At 39.1% G+C, this 19,662-nt stretch carries 19 protein-coding genes; 12 read left to right on the forward strand and 7 right to left on the reverse strand.

Translation table 11 applies throughout. The annotated features are described in order from the left end of the window. Positions 1–112: 112 nt before the first annotated feature. Positions 113–583 carry a hypothetical protein gene (locus tag DCO56_RS02390; RefSeq protein WP_108632149.1) on the reverse strand — a complete coding sequence of 157 codons (471 nt, stop codon included), beginning with the start codon at positions 581–583 and terminating at the stop codon, positions 113–115. 346 nt (positions 584–929) lie between these two features. Beyond that, complete coding sequence (locus tag DCO56_RS02395) at positions 930–1,529, reverse strand: nitroreductase family protein (protein WP_108632150.1); 600 nt, start codon at positions 1,527–1,529, stop codon at positions 930–932. A 142-nt stretch (positions 1,530–1,671) separates the two neighbouring features. Between DCO56_RS02395 and DCO56_RS02400 the strand changes: the two genes are divergently transcribed. After that, positions 1,672–1,971, forward strand: coding sequence for a winged helix-turn-helix transcriptional regulator (locus DCO56_RS02400; protein ID WP_199768582.1), 300 nt, complete (start codon positions 1,672–1,674; stop codon positions 1,969–1,971). Between the two features lie 126 nt (positions 1,972–2,097). Here the strand turns inward: DCO56_RS02400 and DCO56_RS02405 are convergent, their stop codons facing one another. Beyond that, a complete protein-coding gene (locus DCO56_RS02405) occupies positions 2,098–3,006 on the reverse strand; it encodes an NAD(P)/FAD-dependent oxidoreductase (RefSeq protein ID WP_108632151.1) in 909 nt (302 codons plus the stop codon). 139 nt (positions 3,007–3,145) lie between these two features. Then, on the reverse strand, positions 3,146–3,742 hold the full coding sequence (locus DCO56_RS02410; protein ID WP_108632152.1) for a class I SAM-dependent methyltransferase: 597 nt from the start codon (positions 3,740–3,742) through the stop codon (positions 3,146–3,148). A 264-nt stretch (positions 3,743–4,006) separates the two neighbouring features. Between DCO56_RS02410 and DCO56_RS02415 the strand changes: the two genes are divergently transcribed. Then, positions 4,007–4,669: a DUF1349 domain-containing protein gene (locus DCO56_RS02415; protein WP_181390435.1), complete on the forward strand. Its 663-nt coding sequence runs from the start codon at positions 4,007–4,009 to the stop codon at positions 4,667–4,669. Between the two features lie 48 nt (positions 4,670–4,717). On the opposite strand, the gene DCO56_RS02420 is transcribed toward DCO56_RS02415, so the two are convergent. Beyond that, a complete protein-coding gene (locus DCO56_RS02420) occupies positions 4,718–5,503 on the reverse strand; it encodes a response regulator transcription factor (RefSeq protein ID WP_108632153.1) in 786 nt (261 codons plus the stop codon). Between the two features lie 9 nt (positions 5,504–5,512). Next, a complete protein-coding gene (locus DCO56_RS02425; protein WP_108632154.1) occupies positions 5,513–5,959 on the reverse strand; it encodes a DUF1572 family protein in 447 nt (148 codons plus the stop codon). 214 nt (positions 5,960–6,173) lie between these two features. Between DCO56_RS02425 and DCO56_RS02430 the strand changes: the two genes are divergently transcribed. The 7 genes from DCO56_RS02430 to DCO56_RS02460 all read left to right on the forward strand — a co-directional run bounded on the left by DCO56_RS02430 (position 6,174) and on the right by DCO56_RS02460 (position 15,305). Then, complete coding sequence (locus DCO56_RS02430; protein ID WP_108632155.1) at positions 6,174–6,443, forward strand: hypothetical protein; 270 nt, start codon at positions 6,174–6,176, stop codon at positions 6,441–6,443. A gap of 101 nt (positions 6,444–6,544) precedes the next feature. Continuing rightward, entirely contained in the window at positions 6,545–7,846 is a 1,302-nt protein-coding gene (locus DCO56_RS02435; RefSeq protein WP_108632156.1) for an ATP-binding protein, read from the forward strand. A gap of 103 nt (positions 7,847–7,949) precedes the next feature. Then, complete coding sequence (locus tag DCO56_RS02440) at positions 7,950–8,549, forward strand: TetR/AcrR family transcriptional regulator (RefSeq protein WP_108632157.1); 600 nt, start codon at positions 7,950–7,952, stop codon at positions 8,547–8,549. Between the two features lie 77 nt (positions 8,550–8,626). Further along, on the forward strand, positions 8,627–9,823 hold the full coding sequence (locus DCO56_RS02445; RefSeq protein ID WP_108632158.1) for an efflux RND transporter periplasmic adaptor subunit: 1,197 nt from the start codon (positions 8,627–8,629) through the stop codon (positions 9,821–9,823). Between the two features lie 18 nt (positions 9,824–9,841). Further along, positions 9,842–13,030, forward strand: a complete 3,189-nt coding sequence (locus tag DCO56_RS02450) for an efflux RND transporter permease subunit (RefSeq protein WP_108632159.1) — start codon at positions 9,842–9,844, stop codon at positions 13,028–13,030. Between the two features lie 24 nt (positions 13,031–13,054). Further along, on the forward strand, positions 13,055–14,482 hold the full coding sequence (locus tag DCO56_RS02455) for an efflux transporter outer membrane subunit (RefSeq protein WP_108632913.1): 1,428 nt from the start codon (positions 13,055–13,057) through the stop codon (positions 14,480–14,482). A gap of 340 nt (positions 14,483–14,822) precedes the next feature. Beyond that, the gene (locus tag DCO56_RS02460; RefSeq protein ID WP_108632160.1) at positions 14,823–15,305 is read left to right on the forward strand and encodes a DUF4822 domain-containing protein; all 483 of its coding nucleotides are present in this window, start codon (positions 14,823–14,825) and stop codon (positions 15,303–15,305) included. Positions 15,306–15,402: 97 nt separating this feature from the next. Here DCO56_RS02460 and DCO56_RS02465 read toward each other — a convergent pair whose 3' ends face one another. After that, positions 15,403–16,182 carry an MBL fold metallo-hydrolase gene (locus tag DCO56_RS02465; RefSeq protein ID WP_108632161.1) on the reverse strand — a complete coding sequence of 260 codons (780 nt, stop codon included), beginning with the start codon at positions 16,180–16,182 and terminating at the stop codon, positions 15,403–15,405. A 275-nt stretch (positions 16,183–16,457) separates the two neighbouring features. Here DCO56_RS02465 and DCO56_RS02470 point away from each other — a divergent pair, with 275 nt between their 5' ends. From DCO56_RS02470 to DCO56_RS02480, 3 genes are all read left to right on the forward strand, one after another. After that, entirely contained in the window at positions 16,458–17,564 is a 1,107-nt protein-coding gene (locus DCO56_RS02470; protein WP_108632162.1) for a sensor histidine kinase, read from the forward strand. Next, the gene (locus DCO56_RS02475) at positions 17,561–18,322 is read left to right on the forward strand and encodes a LytR/AlgR family response regulator transcription factor (protein WP_108632163.1); all 762 of its coding nucleotides are present in this window, start codon (positions 17,561–17,563) and stop codon (positions 18,320–18,322) included. Before DCO56_RS02470 ends, DCO56_RS02475 begins: the two co-directional genes overlap by 4 nt. 230 nt (positions 18,323–18,552) lie before the next feature. Continuing rightward, positions 18,553–19,662: an efflux RND transporter periplasmic adaptor subunit gene (locus DCO56_RS02480; RefSeq protein ID WP_108632164.1), complete on the forward strand. Its 1,110-nt coding sequence runs from the start codon at positions 18,553–18,555 to the stop codon at positions 19,660–19,662.

The following is a 19,662-nucleotide window of genomic DNA, read 5'->3' on the forward strand; positions in this document are numbered from 1 at the left end:
AAGACCCGGATACTCAAACAAATCAGCGTTATCAATTTCACTTGCACCCATTATAACCAAATTCACTGAGGCACAAGGTATCTCAGAATTAAAATTTAAAAAAAACAAAAAGTTATCGCAAATCAATACGCGCATCTATCCAAAAATAAGCCTGATTTTTGCGGAATAGATCTTCAGGTATCTGATGATTATAAATCAACTCTTCCAACGTATTAAAGTTGTAGCGCAGCATATCATCATTCTTGAATTGGATAGGGCGTAAAATTGCGTCTTCATCATCAATAAAAATATCTGACTCGAAAAGATTAATCTGATGCGCAGAGACCCAGGCAATGGCAGCTACCTTATCCATTCTTATCAGTGCCTTGGCTGCTTCTTGATATTGTTTCATCTCCCAAGGGAGATCTTCAGGATAGTGGGAGGCAACATAATCCTGATAAATTTTTATATCTCCTATACGTAGGCATTCATTGCGAAGCAACAACCTCGTGGTATCACGCGCGAAACTAATATAGTCCGGATGCATAAACAGTCCGTATCGTTTACTATACATTGCTATCTTGTCTGCCAATTCCTGCCTCATAATTTACGTACACAACAAAAATCATCCCAACATCCTCTCTAGCAACACGTTTTGAGCCATATTATTATTTTTTTTCAAAAACTATGATTTATCCAAAGTCAAAGCGAACATGCAAGGTATAAAGCCTAATTGTGAATTAGTCTATAGATATCCCTCTGTTTAATATTTTCGGATTTCAAATATGCAATATTTCGCTAGTACAATAACATTGAATTAGCGCGGACGGAAAGAGCCCGGTAGAATACCGAGCTCTTCTGCAAAAGATCTATTTCCATTAATCCGCTTTAATCCGTTCAACTTTTGGTGCTACTGCACTTTTTGGGCATCCCTATCACGATCAAACAAGTTATATTGCTCGAATAATATCCTCCATATTCAAACGCGACTTGGCTGTTATACTAGGCTGATTTGAGTCCTCCGCATTTCGATAACCAATAGCAACAGCAAATAAAGTATGATATTGTTCAAGTCCTAAAATATGATCATAACGATCATTTTCAATACCTTCCATCGGAGTAGCATCAATATGACTCGCGGCACATGCTGCGAGAAAAAATCCTAAAGAAAGATACACTTGCTGTTTCATCCAGGATTGCACATGCTGCTCTCCCTGTGATTTCAAAAAACGATGGTAGTAATTTATCGAACCTTCGGGTAGTGTACCGTTGATCTGCTCTTCAAATCGTTCCACATCATGAAGGGCACTAAAGACTACCAGATGACTCGCCTCATTAATTTTTTCCGCATTCCAATAAGATGCTTCAGCCAGTTTCGTTTTTGTCTCCCCATCTGAAATAAAGAAAAACCTCCAAGGCTGGCTATTGATGGAAGAAGGACTCAACCGAAGTATTTCTTTTAGTTCTGCGATCTTGTCCGCTGAGATTCTTTCCGTCGAATTATACTTCTTTGTTGTATAACGTTCTTTTGCTGTTTCTAAAAATGCCATAACATACAATTTTAAATTAACTATATTTTTTATAGTTGCAAAACTAAATATAGTGCTATATATTTGCAATAACGGTCAAATTTGATAGTAACAGATGTATTTGATAGACAACAAACAATACCCCTGCAGTACAAGCCTGACAATGAAATATATAGGCGGCAAGTGGAAGGCAGTCATCCTTATCCATTTAATTGAAAAAAAACGTTATAATGAGCTGAGAAAAGAATGTGCATTGATTACAGAGCGTACATTGAGCCTACAGCTGAAGGAATTAGAAGCTGACGGTTTGGTTAAGCGCACAGTACATACCGATAAAGCTCCCTTAAAGGTAGATTATGAGCTTACAGAATTTGGAAAGACGCTGATCCCCCTATTGGAATCCATTGCACTTTGGGGTAGAGAGACTGCAACTAGAACTGCAGGGATTCAACAGGTAAAATAATCGGTCGATTTTGACTAAGTAACATAGGCTGACAAAAGCGTTTTTAATCAGGAAGCTTCCATCTCAGTTTGCTTCCCGATTAAAACTGAAGTACATTGATTGTAGCTGCTATCTGCAGAAATCTTATCAGAAGCTTTCTTCAACCAATTCTTTATTGACCATAGCTCCGGCTAGATTACCTGCGGCGACTGCATTGGAAATAGACCGCATCATACTGGCATTATCGCCACAAGCAAAAACTCCCTTAACCGAAGTTTTTTGAAAATTGTCGACAACAATATGCCCCTGTTCTGTTAGATCACAGCCTAATTCGACAGGAATAGCTGAGTGTTGCTTAAAAGGAATTGCTGCATACAACGTATCAAATGCCCTTGTGCTGTTATCCCCGAAAACTACTTTTTCCAGCCATCCATTCTTATGTTGTATTTTGACAATCTCTTCTTCAATAACAGCTATGCCATGCTTTTCCAATTTCGCAGCCTGTTCAGCTTCAAAATTAGCTTTTCCCGAGGTCAATATTGTCAGATCTGTTGAGAGGTTATTGACCAGAGAAGCCAAATGTAAAGCTCTTTCTCCATTGGCCATAATTGCAGTTTTCTTACCGCTGAATTCATATCCATGACAATATGGACAATGGATAACTGAAATACCCCAACAAGCTGAAAAACCTTGAATGTCGGGCATGACATCTTCTATTCCAGTTGCAAAAATTATTTTTTTCGCGTTAAAAGCTTCGCCATCTACTGTGCTTATTTCAAAGCCATCATTGTTTTTCTTTCCATTTATAGCGAGCCCTTGCTGGAAACGTACTGTTGGGTAACTTAACACCTGCTCCTTAGCCTTTTGTGTTATTACCGATGGTTTTTCGCCGTCATGCGTTATGAAATTATGTGAATGTGGTGTTTGCCTATTACACGGCAAACCGCTATCTATAATCAATACCTGACGTAACGAACGCCCCAAAGCCATGGCTGCTGAGAGCCCTGCATAACTTCCGCCAATAATAATTGCGTCAAAATTTTTATCGTTTTCCATCTTTATAAATTTGATTTTAAATATTAATGATACAACCAGATTTATTAGGCTAGTTCGTAAGTTTGATGTTTATTTCCCTAGCCCACCCATTCATCTGAATAAATCAGGATAATTTCATCAAGGATTGTTTTCGTCTGTTTTACTTTTTACAAGTAATAAAATAAAAGGGATAATTCTCTTCCACTTCCCTGACTTCAATTAATCCATATTTTTCAAATGTTGTTTGAATAGATTCCAAGTCATAAAAGAACATATTAACTCCTCCAAACATTTCAAAACGGTCTTCGCCTATGGCCGTTCCCTGTCCATAGATACTTGCCTGTTTTGATACTGCCGTAAAGATCATATAACCATTGTCGGATAATTGTTCATAACAGTTATGTATAAATTTGATCCGCTCGTCAGCGGCGAGTAGGTAGATTAACCCATGGCAAAATATTCCACCGTATTTTTTGGTATCAAAAGGCATATCAACAACCGACCCATGATAAATAATCGTTTGAGATCCGAAACGTTTTCGCGCGAGTCGAATTGCTGTATTGGACAACTCTATTCCCGTAATACTTATTCCATTTTCTAGAAATACATGACCATTCCGGCCATAACCAAATCCCGGAATTAAGATTTCTTTTATATTCTTCGTCAGAAAGAAATCTTTTGCTATTTGAGCTGAATGAGCAGGACTTCCGCCCCACATCTCTCCTTTTTCCACAAAATTACGTTCCCAAAACTCCATGTCTTTAGACTTTTTATTTTAATATCTTGCATTTATTGAATTCAGCTAACAATAATCTGGTAATTACAATAAAGATAAACGAAGGTAAGTCTTTTTACTATTGCAACTATGTAGCAATAGATTTAAATGCAATTAAATTGCAAATAAATTACATTTAAAGATCTTGGCTCAAATCATGGTTATATATCAGTATTGAAAATTACTGTATGTCAACGATATCTTTGTCGTCAGAAAAAAGAATATACCCTTTGCTAAAAGAAAATCATGAAAAACATAAAAACATTTTTTGCGACCTCATTGCTTCCTTTCTTTACCATGCAGGTCACAGCACAGAAATTGGACAAGATGATCTGGTTTAATGAACCTACCGAGTGGACAATCAGCAACAACGCGCTGTCCATGTTTGTTACGCCTAAAAGTGACTACTGGCGAATATCACATTATGGATTTACTGTGGATGATGCACCTTTCTTCTATACAGAGCGCGGTGGTGAATTTGAAGTGAAGGTCAAGATTTCGGCTAACTATAAAACTCGTTTTGATCAAGCAGGTCTTATGCTACGCATAGATCATGAAAATTATATAAAAGCAGGAATAGAATTTGTCGATGGAAAGTATAACCTGAGTACTGTTGTCACACATCGGACCAGTGACTGGAGCATTATACCGGTAGACAAAGAAATCCCTTTTATATGGATAAAGGCTATCCGGAGACTTGATGCCGTAGAATTCTTTTATTCTTTTGATGATAAGCAATATACGATGATGAGAAACGCATGGCTACAAGACAACCATCCCGTATTAGTTGGATTGATGGGTGCATCACCGGATGGTGATGGCTTCCAGGCTAATTTTGAGCACTTTAGCATCAAGCATCTTCCCGACCAGCGTCGAACAAAATGGTTAAAAGAAAATAGTTCCAATTGATCAGTATCATCAAGTCTGTCAAAAAAGTTGCTTTTGACAGACTTGTCATTATTGTGAATCATCTTCTTGCTTATACATTTTATCGTATATACTGATCGCTTCGTGCAGATTGCGAACCCGCAGTTTTTGTAAAATATTTTGCCGATGCCGGTTAATGGTATTGACACTCAGACCTAACTTTTCAGCAATGTCCTTACTGATCATCCCCCCTCTTACGCAATTCAATACCTCCTTCTCACGTTGGCTCATGACATCCTTGACATCTTGTTTATGGAGTAAATAGGCCTCACCGCTTACTTGATTAAAGATATAGTTATTGTTCCCATGTTGGTCTTCTCTGTCGGGCAATAAGGTATAACAGCACAATGCCAACTGGGGAAACTCTTTGCCGGAGGTATCCAAATAGACGATCTGATGTGACATCAGCATATTCTTCCCATCTTTCCCTACCACACGGAGCACACTATTTGCCTGATATTGAAAACGTTCTTTGGGACCTATGTTCTTAACCATATCAAGAAACTGCAGTTCAAGCCTGTGTTTGACCGCCAGATCTTCAGGATGTACGCGTGCTAAGAGAAAGTCTTCCCAAATACTATTGATCTCCAATTTTCTATCAGGCGAAGACAGATGCAGACGTTCAGCTATCGCCCCCATGAAGGTAAAGCTCCAATTCGCCGTCAAATCACTTAGTACAACAATGCCATTATGGATCTCGGCATAAGTTTTGGCATATTGCTTATAGTATTTTAAAACAGACAAGTCTACACTCGTATTTCGGAGCCCTTTGCCAACAAGATTTTTATTTAATGTCTTTTTTAAATCCGATTCCATCGTTAAATATTATAGATCCAACAGACGACGATGATAATTGATCTGCCCTAAATGGTAGGTTAAATGTGTCGTTAAATGCACCAACAAATATTCCGTTGTTGTCTTCTCCTCAAACACTAATATGGGGTATATTGCGGCAAGGTCCTCCTGATTAAGCTTATCCAAAGCTAGATCAACGACACTTATGGTATTGTCTATACCATCTAAAAGTACTGATCTTGGAATATCCCGCAGGGTAAACTCAGCCTCCCTATTTCTAATATAGCCTGTCTTTCCGATCTCCGCTCCAATATAAGTTTGTAAATTGCCAATTAAATGTAAACATAAATTTCCCGCTGAATTCGCAATACCATGATCAACAATCCAGATATTCTCTTCTTGTCCATAAGATGCAATTTCTGTTTTCAATCTATTCAGATCTCTATAAAAAAGACTTTTCAATGTTTTTACAAGCATAATCTAGTTTTTAGTATAATACCATTAGCATTTCTTAATCAAAACTACCAATTTCACAATATTAATTGGTTCTTTATGTGAAGAAGAAAAAGAAAAAATTGCCTCAACTGACTGTAATTTTGAACAGATAGATCTAAACCTCTTGAAAAGTACATCCATTAAATATTCATAAGATATCGTATTTTTACTTGTATCAACAAAGTAATACATACGTATGTTTCCAAAATTTCCAAGAACGACCTGGATCATCTTCTTCATACTAACAGTAACGATCACCCTGCTATTTTCGAAATGCGAAAGTCCTTCGGATGGCAATGATGTCCTTGGTTTTCCCTTTCCCTTTTATACCTATTTAGGCGGGAAACGTTACCCAGAACCACCGGACAGAACATATTTCAACGGCATATATCTTCTTCTGAACCTTGTCGTCTATTTTGGGATCGCCTGTCTATTAAGTTATTCAATAAAAAAAATCAGAAAATAAAAGATTAAAGAAAATAGCGCGAACAGTACAAATTAAACAACATATAATTGGGAAATGAAGTTTTTACCGATTAAATTTACATTGCTAGAATTGCTATCATTATGAAAAAAAACACACAGATAACCAACCTAAGTATAGAATCTGCTGGTTTACCTAAAGATCCAAAATTGGTCATTGCTGAATATATATGGAACGGCTTTGACGCAAAAGCTACTGAAGTTGATATTGTAATTGATAGCAATGAACTCGGTTATATAAACAGTATTGGCATCAGCGATAATGGAGAGGGTATCGTTTTCGATACACTCCCCTATTCATTTGGTAATTTTCTGGATTCAGTAAAGAAAAATAGCATCAGACGAAGTTCCTATACAAGAGGAAAGAAAGGAAAAGGCAGGTTTTCTTTTTCGTTGTTTGCGACAAGAGCGATTTGGAATACAATTGTGAAAGAAGAAGGAGTTTTAAAAACATACCGCATACAGATCGATAGGGACAGCAAAGAACAATATGACGTTAGCGAAAGTACCCGTATAGAAAATCAAAAGACGGGGACCCAAGTGAGATTAGAGGGCGTTTTCGGGCTAAATTCATCCTATTTGGAATCGAAAGAATTTATAGATTTCATGGCGCAGGAATTTGGCTGGTTTCTATACCTTAACCGCGATTTAGATTACACCATACGAATCAACGGCGCCATATTAATCTATGATCATCTGATTCAAGAAACGGATCTACTGTCATGGACCTTATATAGCCCTGAAGAAGGTCCCTCCTACACGTTTCACGTCAATTATATTCGTTGGAACCAACAGATCGGGGACCGATATTACTATTACTTGCGCAATAGCGATAAAAGAGAAATTGCCAAAGTACTCAGCAGCTTTAACAATAATGCGATAGATTTTCATCACTCGGTATATGTAACATCCGATTTTTTTGACGCTTTTGAACAAGAAGATATTAGCATTTCAACGGACGTCAATCTCTTCACTGGCAAAGAGAAACAAGTTGTGTACCGTAATCTGCTTGCTGAGTTGCGCGATTTTCTGGATCGCAAACAAAAAAAATACGTTCGTGAAAATGCTGTAGCTGTCAAACTCAGTGAATTGGAAAAGAAAGGTTTTCTACCCGGTTACGGGCAAACAGACAACGACAAAAAAAGAAAAGAAACATTGCTCGCATTGCTGCAAGAAATCTACATCATAGACCCGCGCATCTTCTTTGGTGTCAAAACCGACCTGATCCGTACCTATCTGGGTTTCCTGGATCTCCTACTACAAACAGAGAAAAGCACAGACATCCTGACCATACTAGAAAAGGCAATTCCATTGTCGGACAAAGAGAGAAGCCGGATAAAACAGATCCTAATACCCCACAATACGCTCAAAAAAGGGGCTATTTGAGAACATTTGAGCGGTATTTTTATTTAATGACTTTCAAATGTCATTAAATAAAATAAAAAGTTAGAATTTTGCTTAACACTGTTAAATCATTTATGCATTAAGCATGGGTAGTAAAGAACGCATACAACGCCTTAAAGATGAGAATAGAACAAATATTCTCGATGCCGCTCTTCAAATCGTAAAAGAAGAGGGATGGCAGGCATTGAGTATGCGCAAAATTGCGGATATCATCGAATATACCGCCCCCATGATTTATGAGTATTTTGCAAACAAAGATGCAATTTTAAACGAACTTGCCAACCAAGGTTATCTCTTACTTGCCAAAAAAGTCAGACAAGCCAAATCAACTCAAACCGACTTGGAGAAACAATTGGAAGCAATGTGGTTCAGTTATTGGGATTTTGCATTTGAAGAGCGCGAATTATACCAACTCATGTTTGGGGTAGGTACAGCTTGCTGTGGGTTTGAAAAAACCTATAAGTGTGCTGAATCTCATGGCAGATTGATCAGTGACGTAATTCGTGAGATCATGAAGGATAAAAGTCCGTCAGAAGACCTGATCTGTAGAAAATATTTCACGTACTGGTCTATTATACATGGGCTCATATCCATCAATTTAGTGAATCAAGGCAACGGAGATAACACCAACCAGGAGGTACTAAAAGATGCGATCTACGGAATCACCCGTTCGCTTACTGACTAATTTTTTTGCATCAAAAAATACAACGTTAAAGAATCTAACACCGTTAAATATACCAAAACTTCAATTTTTAATATCACATGAAAACAAATGTATCACCAAGTCTTAAGAAGATTTACGTTCCTGCACTTAACAGTGTTAAACGAATTAATATCGTAAAGACTGCATATGTGCTTAGTGCAATCTTGTTGTACAGCTGTTCGACAGGAACAAGCAAACCTAATGATCCACCACCAGTTAGCCTTCCTGTTGTCAGCATCGAAAATGGCAACGAGATCGTCTATCAGGAATATCCGGCAACAATCGAAGCTTCTGCCAATATTGAAATCAGACCTCAGGTTGAGGGCATTTTGGAACAGATTTATGTCGATGAGGGTGCGAAGGTCAGTAAAGGTCAGGCGCTTTTTAAAATTAATGACCGCCCATACCAAGAACAATTGAATCAAGCTAAGGCCAACTTATTAGCTGCGAAAGCTGCATTGGAAACCGCAGAACTGGAAGTTGAAAAGAAAACAAAGTTGGTTAACACCAAAGTCCTGACTGATTTTCAATTAAAAACGGCGATCAGTGCGCGCAATGCTGCTAAAGCGAATGTACAATTGGCAATATCTGCTGTAGAGACCGCAAAAATCAATGTGGGCTATACCTTGATCCGCGCTTCGGCCGATGGATATATCGGAAGGCTGCAACGTAAACAAGGAAGTTTAGTGGGCCCAACTGATACACAACCCCTGACAGCACTTTCAAATGTCAGAGATCTCCACGTCTATTTTTCATTGGGAGAAAATGATTTTATTGCCTTCAAAAACAATACGGAAGGTAGTAATCTGCAACAAAAATTAAACAACCTTCCCCCGATCAGCTTGGTGCTTTCTGATCAGACTATTTATGATCAAAAAGGAAAAATAGATATGGTGGATGGTCAGTTTGACAAAAACACAGGCGCGATTACGTTACGCGCGACTTTCAGTAATCCCGAAGGAGTGTTACGTAATGGAAATACCGGCCGTGTCAGACTACAAAAGAAATACGATCAGGCTCTATTAGTGCCACAACTTGCTACACTTGAAATGCAAGACAAGATCTTTGTGTATACTGTCGGAAAAGAAAATAAAGTTGTACAGCAGCCTATTACTGTCATCGGAAAAAGTGGTTCAAACTATCTTGTAAGTAAAGGAATCAATGCAGGAGACCGCATTGTTTATAAGGGTATTGATTTACTGCAAGACGGCCAAAAAATTACACCACAAGCTTTATCAAAAGACAGCATCAATTAATATTATAACGACAAACTTATGCTTAAGAAATTTATAGAAAGGCCTGTACTTGCCACCGTAATTTCCATATTACTTGTGATATTGGGAGTAATCGGTATCCTAAAGCTGCCCTTACAGCAGTTTCCAGACATCGCCCCGCCTGCGGTACAGGTCACGGCATTATATCCAGGCGCAAATGCCGAAACAGTACTTCGTGCTGTTGCTCCTTCGCTGGAAGAGTCTATCAATGGGGTCGAAAACATGAGCTATATGAGCTCTACCGCCAGTAATGACGGGTCATTGATGATTACCGTATATTTTAAACTTGGTACGGATCCGGATCAGGCTGCTGTCAATGTGCAGAATCGTGTTGCACAGGCCACCAGTCAACTTCCTTCCGAAGTTGTTCAGGCCGGAATCACAACAGCCAAGCAACAAAATAGCTTGATCATGGTATTGGATCTATATACTGAGGATGAAGGTAAATATGACCAAACGTTTATTACCAACTATGCACAGATCAATATTATTCCGGAGCTGAAACGTATCCCCGGAGTGGGACAAGCGTCGGTTTTTGGCGGTAGTAAAGATTATTCCATGCGCGTATGGCTTAATCCAAACCAAATGGCTGCTTACAAACTGACCCCTGAGGAGGTAATGGCAGCTATTCAGGATAAAAACGTAGAAGCCGCTCCCGGAAAATTTGGAGAAAGTAGCCGTGAAGCTTTTGAATTTGTCATTAAGTATAAAGGTAAACTTAATCAGCCGAGCGATTACGAGAACATCATTATCCGTTCAAACACAGATGGTTCTGTATTAAAACTGAAAGATGTAGCTCGTGTTGAGTTAGGATCTTATACTTATGCCAGTAAGACCCGCATCAATGGAAAAGCTGGTCTCAACATCGGTGTAATGCAATTAGCGGGATCCAATGCGAATGAAATTCAGATTGCCATACAGGAGTTTATGAAAAAAGCTTCGTTAAGCTTTCCAAAAGGTGTAAAATATCTCGTTTTATATAACACTAAAGATGCGCTCGACCAATCCATTGATCAAGTTAAACACACATTGATCGAAGCATTTATTCTGGTCTTTTTAGTTGTTTTCCTATTTCTTCAGGATTTTAGATCAACACTGATACCGGCCATTGCTGTACCAGTGGCAATTGTAGGAACATTTTTCTTTATGCAGCTTTTTGGCTTCTCCATCAATCTATTAACCTTATTTGCGCTTGTACTGGCAATCGGTATCGTCGTGGATGATGCGATCGTGGTGGTCGAGGCTGTACACGCCAAAATGGAGCATAATAATCTCCCGCCCAAATTAGCAACGACCTCTGCCATGAGTGAGATTACGGGAGCCATTATCTCCATTACCCTGGTCATGTCTGCGGTCTTCCTCCCTATTGGTTTTATGGAAGGTTCGACTGGAGTTTTCTATCGACAATTTGCCTTTACATTGGCCATAGCAATTGTGATTTCGGCGATCAATGCACTGACATTAAGTCCGGCGCTCTGTGCCCTATTTTTAAAACCTACGCACCATAACCACGACGAGACCAAGAAACTTAATTTCAAAGAACGTTTCTTCACAGGATTCAATGTCGGTTTTGACCGCCTGACCAAAAACTATTTAGGCAGCTTACGTTTTCTGGTCCGTTACAAATGGGTAGCTTTTGCAGGCTTAGGTATCACCTTGTTGTTGACAATTTTTATGATTCGTCGTACACCAACAGGATTTATCCCTTCCGAAGACCAAGGTTTTATCGCTATATCATTTTCTATGCCAGCCGGTGCCTCTTTGGATCGGACTTCGGAAGCATTAGCTGAAGCTGAAAAACAACTTCAACATGCTGACTTCACCAAGACACTAAACGTTTTGGCTGGTTTTAATATTTTAACGCAATCAACCAGTCCATCAGCAGGTGTAGCATTTATTTTGCTGAAACCACATGAAGAACGTGGCAGTATCAAGGACATCAACGCTATTATGGCCGATGTGAACCAACGTTTAGCAAGTATCAAGGGCGCCAACTTCTTCGTGTTTACCTTCCCTACAGTCCCTGGATTTAGTAACGTGGATGGTCTCGATATGGTTCTTCAAGATCGGACAGGTGGACAACTTGGTAAATTCAGTACAATAGGTCAAGGGTTCATAGGAGAACTCATGAAGCGTCCTGAAATCATGATGGCCTTTACAACCTTCAAAGCCGACTACCCGCAGTATGAGCTACAAGTGGATGACATCAAAGCCGAACAACTTGGTGTAAGTACCAAAAGTATCTTACAAACCATGCAAGCTTATTTTGGTAGTGCGCAGGCGTCAGATTTTAATCGATTCGGAAAGTACTATCGTGTTATGGTCCAAGCGGATGCAAAAGATCGTAGCGAACCAACTTCCATGGACGGAATCTTTGTAAAAAACAGATTAGGTGACATGGTACCGATCAACACGTTGGTCAAATTGCAACGTGTATATGGACCGGAGACTGCTTCGCGTTACAATCTATTTAATTCGATCGGAATCAATGCAATCCCAAAACCCGGCTATAGTTCTGGGGATGCGATCCGTGCGGTGGAAGAAGTGGCGAAGCAACATTTACCTACTGGATTTACCTATGAATTTTCGGGTATGACCAAAGAAGAAATTGTTTCGGGAGGTCAGTCGACCCTTATTTTTATTCTTTGTTTAATCTTTGTTTACTTCCTGCTTGCAGCACAATATGAAAGTTATATTATCCCATTAGCGGTTATACTCTCTATTCCAACAGGGATATTCGGGGTCTTTGCAGCAATTAGTCTCACCGATACGGCCAATAATATTTACGTTCAGGTAGCTCTGGTCATGTTGATTGGCTTGTTGGCAAAGAATGCTATTTTAATTGTCGAATTTGCTATTCAGGGTCGGAAACAGGGACTCTCAATACCTAGTGCGGCGCTTAAAGCAGCACGCTTACGTCTGCGTCCTATTATCATGACCTCCCTAGCCTTTATTGTAGGTATGATTCCTATGATGAGCGCAGTAGGCCCCTCTGCACAGGGTAACCACTCAATCAGTATTGCAGCAGCTGGTGGAATGCTCAGTGGCGTTGTATTAGGACTGTTTATTATTCCTATCCTCTTTATTGTTTTCCAATTTATACAGGAGAAAGTAAGCGGCACGCCGGGCGAAAAACAACGGGAAAATGAATCCATTGCTTTGGAAATTCCTGTACATACAAATAATTAGTGAACAATGACAACATCGAAATATATGAATAGAAAAGCAAAGCTACTGACTATTTTCATCTTATCTTTTGCAGCGTGGTCTTGTAAAACAGATAAATTGGTCAGCAATAAAAACCTTGCGCCAAATCTGCCCGAGCAATATCGTGATCAGGGAAAAGCGTCACAAGAAAACAATATTGGTTCTATTCCCTGGCGCGACTTTTTTAAAGATCGGGTTTTACAAAGTTTGATCGACAGTGCTATCCAACATAACCTGGATATGCAATTGGCTCTTAAAAATATCGAGGCATCTCAATTGAGCTTAAGGCAGGCAAAGGCAAATTATCTTCCTTCGGCACAGTTGCAGATCAGGGGAAACAGCACCAACCCCTCCAATAACAGTATGAACGGATTGAGTTTGGGCCAATTTTTAAAACAGCACCATGTTGAAGACTATACGGCTTCAGTGGGTGTGTCCTGGGAGGCTGACCTATGGGGAAAAATCAAAAACCAGAACGCCGCTGCTTTAGCATCGTACTTACAGACGGAAGAAGCAAAAAAAGTCATACAAACACAATTGATTGCCCAGGTAGCACAAGGCTATTATCAACTTTTGATGCTCTACCAATTGCGGGATATCGCACAGCAAAATTTACAGTTGAGCGACACGACACTCCGCATCGTTAAGCAACAATACGAAGTTGGTGATATTACATTGCTCGCCTTAGAACAAGTCGATGCACAGCGTTTATCTGCGGCCGCACTTATCCCTGATTTCGAGCAGCAGATCCGACTTCAAGAGAATGCGATCCAAATCCTTAGTGGTAAACTCCCTGCGGAAATCAAAACACAAGAGCAATTGGTCAATGTTCGTTTTCCCGAAGATTTGGCTACAGGGATACCGGCAGACTTATTAAGCCACCGTCCGGATGTGAAACAGGCTGAACTTGCTGTCACAGCTTCTCAGGCCTATCAAAAATCCGCCAAAGCGAGAATGTATCCGTCCTTGGTCATTAGTGCCGAGGCTGGAGTTAATGCATTCAAAGCAAGTAACTGGTTTAATTTGCCAGGCTCGCTATTTGGTGCTATTACAGGAAGTATTACACAGCCTATTTTTCAGCGTAGAGAGTTGAAAACACAATATGAACTTGCTCGTATAGAACAAGAAAAAAATGTGATGATTTTCAAACAAAAGGTCATTGCTGCGGCTGGCGAGGTTTCCGATGCTTTGGTCTCGATCCAAAAACTAAAAGAAAAACAACAGATTACTTTGGATCGAACCAATCGTTTGAAAGAGGCTACAAAACATGCCAACCTACTGTTTGAGACGGGTATGGCTACTTACCTAGAAGTAATCACCGCGCAAAGCAATATATTGCAGAGTGAACTGGAGCTCGCGCAAGTCAAAAAAGCCGAACTTTCAGCTGTAGTAGATCTCTATCGTTCCTTAGGTGGCGGCTGGAGCAATAACTAATTTTCGAAAGTGCAATTTTTCTAATTTTATATCACATATCTGGGAGGCAGGGGACCGCGAGGGTCTCCTGCCTTATTTTTGGTAGCAACATCTTTGACCTTTTACCGTTTCCGCTAAGTTTGGACTTTCCTACTCCTACTCCTACTCCTACTCCTACTCCTACTCCTACTCCTACTCCTACTTGATCTCCCCCTATTGAGACTCCGATATCTTCGCCCTATCCATTACAATTTCATGCATAACGATTGCCACAGTTATAAATACTTCAAACCTTGGAATAAAAGGGACAAATGCAATCACAATCACGCAATTATTTTTGTGAGACAATAAATTCAATAACATGAAAAACTTAAAAATGATTGCAATGCTATGTTACATGGTCATTTGCACTTTATTACTTGGTAGCTGCAGTAAGGATGATGAGGTAACACCCGAACCTCAGCTGACGCCCAGCGAAATATTAGCAAGTACAGCCTGGGAAACTACCAATGCCAAAAATAACAAAGGTGAAAATGTGGTCCTGACAGATGCCAACGTTTCAAATTTTGTAGGTTTTGCCTATTTTAAATCTGATGGCACCTTTACCATGTTCAATCTTGATGACTCTCCCAAAATGCATGGCGACTGGTCGGTTTCAGCGGATGGAAAGACACGGACCATCGTTGCTAAAAACGCTGCTGGAGAAACGCTTTTCACACGTATCGTTGATATTACTGTATTGACAAAAGAGGAATTTACGTACCGGATTTATCCAAACAATGACAATAAGTCCGTTTATTTCGATATTATACACACACCAACCACACACACAGAACCAAAATAATCGGTCGTATTATTTGACGTAGAGATAAGGCGACCCCTTAATCAAAAGGATTGGCAACATTTCAAATATTGTCAATCCTTTTTATCACTTCCGTTTATCAACTTTTTGGACTACTTGAATCCATAAACTCGCTAAATTCTTCAATATCATGGTAACCAAATACCTTTATTTCGGAATGATCAGCTACAAATTCACGAATTTTATCCATCGAAGCCAGTCGTAGACGGTTATCTTCCGCTCTCATTTTGGCTAAGCTATTTACAGGATGTGTTTCGTCTGTCAACTCAACTCTCATGTAATACGCGTCAGCCACATAGAGCAACTTTACTTCCTGTGATTCTATCGCAACACCACAATGCCCCAGTGTATGCCCAAAAAGTGGAACAAGATATAAGGACAGTTTCAGATCAATCGCGAGTTTTCTCGCTTCAAGGCCATGCCATTGAAAATCACTTTTTGCATACGTCCTGATTACGGGGTTATGCAACAATGGTGTCACCAGGTAGCGTTGATTACCGGACAAATAATTTTCATACTCTTCTTGTCCAAGGTGAACTGTTGCATTTGGAAAATCAGCCAATCCACCAATATGATCGTTATCCAAATGGGATATCACACAATCCGTTACAGCGGACGGATCAAATCCAAGTTTTTCAATCTGACGGATAGCCGTTAAATCTTCATTAAATCGATAGCCGACCATTTCGACAAGTTCTTTACCAATTCGTTCTATCGGAAACATCGTATCCATTAAACCAATACCTGTATCCACTAAAACCAATCTTTCGCCTTCTTTGATTAAAAGGCAGTGTCCACATACATTGTCATTCACAGATGAAACAATCCGAACGCAATTTAAATGATAAAATTCAGCCATCTTAAAATTAATTTATAAGAGCCAATTTAAGAAAATAATAGGCTACATCCATTATTTCGATTGTAAAGCGTAATTGAATTCCTTATATTATCAACTGGATGAATGGATCAAACTAAACTGAAGAGGACAATCCAAGATTTGTATCTATACGATTGAGCTGCGGTAAATGGGTATTTCAGTTTACTCTTTGTACACTTCAGAATAAATTTGTAATCCAATTCTTAAATGAATTGCGAAATTTGTATTGATTTAATGGCAATATACACGTAAAACGTATGCAGGAGAAGACGATCTATAAGAATGAAAAAAATTTAATCAGTACAAATAAGAAGAGGTTATTATTTACCCTGTTGTCTTTTTTCCTCATCTACCTTGTTGCTTATATTATAGATCCGTTCGCCAGCTGCTGGAATGGCTATTTCCAACGAAATATATTTGAAATACTGGGCGAATGGACATTTACAATTATTTATAGTTTCCTCATTTCGGAATTTAGCATTATTGTCCATAATCGCTTGGACGCTGTCTTAACTTGGAAGGACAATCCAACTGAAAGACTGCTTATTGAAACCGTCATCAATCTCATTGTCGTTCTACTCATCAATTTATTACTGGTTTACATCATCTCCCGTTATTATTTTGAACTACAGAACGTTACCATTGCAACATCTTTAGAGGAAAAAAGAGGTGCGATACAAAATATCTCCATCAGTGTGATGATCGCTTTAATGATTATGGGGATAAATATTGGGATCCATCTGATTAACAACTGGAAAAATGAATCTATACGCGCGGCCAAACTTGGCCAAGTTATTTTAGAGGCCGAGCTTCAGTCCCTAAAACTGCAAATTGACCCTCATTTTGTATTCAATAATCTGAGCGTATTGTCGGAAATAATTTTAGAAGATCAACAGCTGGGATATGAATATGCCGAAAATTTCTCCAAAATATACCGCTATCTATTGGTGAATTCAAAAAAAGATGTTATTTCGCTGGAAGAAGAGCTCAATTTCCTTGATTCCTATATTTTCTTGATAAAGAATAGATTTGGGGATGGTGTCCATTTTGAAATTAACGTAGATCCTGCCAAGTCCAATTATCAATTACCACCGCTCACGCTACAGCTCCTGGTTGAGAATGCATTAAAACATAATCAGACCAACAAAAAGCGTTCGTTAAAAATCAAGGTATACACCAATGCACAGAATCAGCTTGTTGTCGAGAATATTTTGATACCCATAGAAAATGTATCGGAATCCTCAGGAATAGGTATTTCCAACATCATTAAAAGATATGATCTTCTGTCAAATCTACAGCCGGAGATATTGAACAACGGAAAAACATTTAAAGTAAATCTACCACTTATAGAACAAAACTCATGAGCATAACCAATGTCTTAATTATTGAAGATGAAAAACTGAATGCTGATCGTCTCAAACGACTGTTGCGGGAAATAAAACCCTCCATACAGATATTGGATGTTTTGGATAATATTGCGGACAGTATCAATTGGTTTCAAGGCAATGAATCTCCGGATTTGGTCATGATGGATATCCGTCTTTCTGATGGTTTAAGTTTCGAGATTCTGGAAAGTATAAAAATTGACTGCCCCATTATCTTTACGACCGCATTTGATGAATATGCCGTCAGGGCCTTTAAGTTCAACAGTATAGATTATCTCCTGAAACCTGTAGAGAAAAAAGAATTAGAAAATGCGCTGATCAAATTAGACAGTCTAAAACTTCAACAGACGAATCAGGACCCGATCCGGGGCTTATTGGATTTTATTTATCCAAAAGATTTCAGAACCCGATTTCTCCTACCCTACAAGGATGGTTATAAAACAATACTGGTAGAAGACATTCAATATTTTTATTCAGAGTTTAAGTTGACACATGCCAAATTGAAATGCGGCACGGTCGAAATTGTACCACAAACCTTAGAAGAACTGGAACAACAACTAAATTCCAAAGTTTTTTTCCGTGCCAATAGACAATTTATTGTGCATATAGACGCAATAAAGAGATTACATAATCATTTTAATGGCAAACTTAAAGTAGAAATCAAATATAGCGAAGATGTCGAAATCCTCGTCAGCCGCGAAAAAGCACAACTCTTAAAAAACTGGCTGGATTATTAATAGACAGCAGTCTTTAATTCCAATTTTTTGGCCCCAATTAACAGGGTGAGATCAGTTCCGCGAGTAGCGTCTTTCTAAGGAAAACGACAAAAAAGCCCCATTCTGATTAAATAATATCAAAATTCAGCGCATTATAGCTACGTTTCAGCAAGCAATTGTTACGTCTCGGTAGATTTCCTTACAACATCCCTTAAAAGAATTCTTTCTTTTGCTTTATATAAAATGATAAAATGGCACTAAGAACGATGACTTTAAAACCTATCCTTACATTTATTACAGCAGCTACATTATTATCGTCCTGTGGAGGTAACCAAGAACAACCGCAAGAGCAGGCAGTTACTGTTGACTTTATCGAACTATCCCCTGCACAGGCGGAAACAGAAAAAAAATATCCCGGCACATTAGAAGGTACGGTCAATGTTGACGTAAAAGCTCAAGTAACGGGTTATCTGGAGCAGATCTATGTGAAGGAGGGGGATTACGTCACCAAAGGCCAAGCCCTTTTCAAAATAAAAGCAGATGTATATAATGAACAAGTTAATAACAGCAGGGCAGCTTATCAGGCAGCGCTGTCCGCAGAGCAAAATGCCAAACTGGAAATTGAAAAAATCAAGCCCTTGGTAGAAGGTAAGGTGTACACCGAACTTCAACTTAAAACTGCCGAAGCAAATTACGCTGCTGCAAAAGCTCAGGTTGCACAGGCACAAGCGGCCTTAGGCTCCTCGCAAATCAATGCGCGATTTACCTTAATAAATGCTCCAGTAAGCGGATATATCGGGCGGATCCCAAATCGTATCGGAAATCTGATTACGGCTGCAGATGCAACACCGTTGACAACATTGTCTGAAATCAATACCGTGAACGTCTATTTCTCCTTAAGCGAAGCTGATTTTATAACCTTTATGAAGGACCATAAAACAAAATCATCTCAGGATGATGCAACATTGATCCTGGCTGACGGTACAGTCTATAATCACCCTGGAAAAGTAGAAATGGCCAGCGGTAATATTGATAGGACGACTGGTAGTATGACACTAAAGGCAATCTTTTCCAACCCGGACAAAATACTTCGTTCAGGCGGTTCAGCCAAAGTTGTCCTAAAAAAGGCTCATGACAATGTATTGTTAGTTCCCATGGCAGCTGTTAAAGATATCCAGGACCGCTATTTTGTTTATGTCATCGGAGACAAAAACAAAATTGCCATGAAACAGATCGAGATTGCCGGAAATACGGCCAACGAGTATCTGCTCAAATCAGGTCTAACAGCGGGTGAAAAAATCGTAATGAATCGAATTGATATGCTTAATGACGGAATGCAGGTTCAACCTACTAAGAAATAA

Source organism: Sphingobacterium athyrii (assembly GCF_003071065.1).
GTDB classification, from domain to species: Bacteria; Bacteroidota; Bacteroidia; order Sphingobacteriales; family Sphingobacteriaceae; genus Sphingobacterium; species Sphingobacterium athyrii.

Coding starts and splice junctions, on each gene's coding strand:
- DCO56_RS02405 (WP_108632151.1), bottom strand. CDS start 3,006: ATGGAAAACGATAAAAATTTTGACGCAATTATTATTGGCGGAAGTTAT.
- DCO56_RS02390 (WP_108632149.1), bottom strand. CDS start 583: ATGAGGCAGGAATTGGCAGACAAGATAGCAATGTATAGTAAACGATAC.
- DCO56_RS02480 (WP_108632164.1), top strand. CDS start 18,553: ATGGCACTAAGAACGATGACTTTAAAACCTATCCTTACATTTATTACA.
- DCO56_RS02415 (WP_181390435.1), top strand. CDS start 4,007: ATGAAAAACATAAAAACATTTTTTGCGACCTCATTGCTTCCTTTCTTT.
- DCO56_RS02430 (WP_108632155.1), top strand. CDS start 6,174: ATGTTTCCAAAATTTCCAAGAACGACCTGGATCATCTTCTTCATACTA.
- DCO56_RS02440 (WP_108632157.1), top strand. CDS start 7,950: ATGGGTAGTAAAGAACGCATACAACGCCTTAAAGATGAGAATAGAACA.
- DCO56_RS02475 (WP_108632163.1), top strand. CDS start 17,561: ATGAGCATAACCAATGTCTTAATTATTGAAGATGAAAAACTGAATGCT.
- DCO56_RS02420 (WP_108632153.1), bottom strand. CDS start 5,503: ATGGAATCGGATTTAAAAAAGACATTAAATAAAAATCTTGTTGGCAAA.
- DCO56_RS02435 (WP_108632156.1), top strand. CDS start 6,545: ATGAAAAAAAACACACAGATAACCAACCTAAGTATAGAATCTGCTGGT.
- DCO56_RS02450 (WP_108632159.1), top strand. CDS start 9,842: ATGCTTAAGAAATTTATAGAAAGGCCTGTACTTGCCACCGTAATTTCC.
- DCO56_RS02425 (WP_108632154.1), bottom strand. CDS start 5,959: ATGCTTGTAAAAACATTGAAAAGTCTTTTTTATAGAGATCTGAATAGA.
- DCO56_RS02460 (WP_108632160.1), top strand. CDS start 14,823: ATGAAAAACTTAAAAATGATTGCAATGCTATGTTACATGGTCATTTGC.
- DCO56_RS02455 (WP_108632913.1), top strand. CDS start 13,055: ATGAATAGAAAAGCAAAGCTACTGACTATTTTCATCTTATCTTTTGCA.
- DCO56_RS02395 (WP_108632150.1), bottom strand. CDS start 1,529: ATGGCATTTTTAGAAACAGCAAAAGAACGTTATACAACAAAGAAGTAT.
- DCO56_RS02470 (WP_108632162.1), top strand. CDS start 16,458: ATGCAGGAGAAGACGATCTATAAGAATGAAAAAAATTTAATCAGTACA.
- DCO56_RS02465 (WP_108632161.1), bottom strand. CDS start 16,182: ATGGCTGAATTTTATCATTTAAATTGCGTTCGGATTGTTTCATCTGTG.
- DCO56_RS02445 (WP_108632158.1), top strand. CDS start 8,627: ATGAAAACAAATGTATCACCAAGTCTTAAGAAGATTTACGTTCCTGCA.
- DCO56_RS02400 (WP_199768582.1), top strand. CDS start 1,672: ATGAAATATATAGGCGGCAAGTGGAAGGCAGTCATCCTTATCCATTTA.
- DCO56_RS02410 (WP_108632152.1), bottom strand. CDS start 3,742: ATGGAGTTTTGGGAACGTAATTTTGTGGAAAAAGGAGAGATGTGGGGC.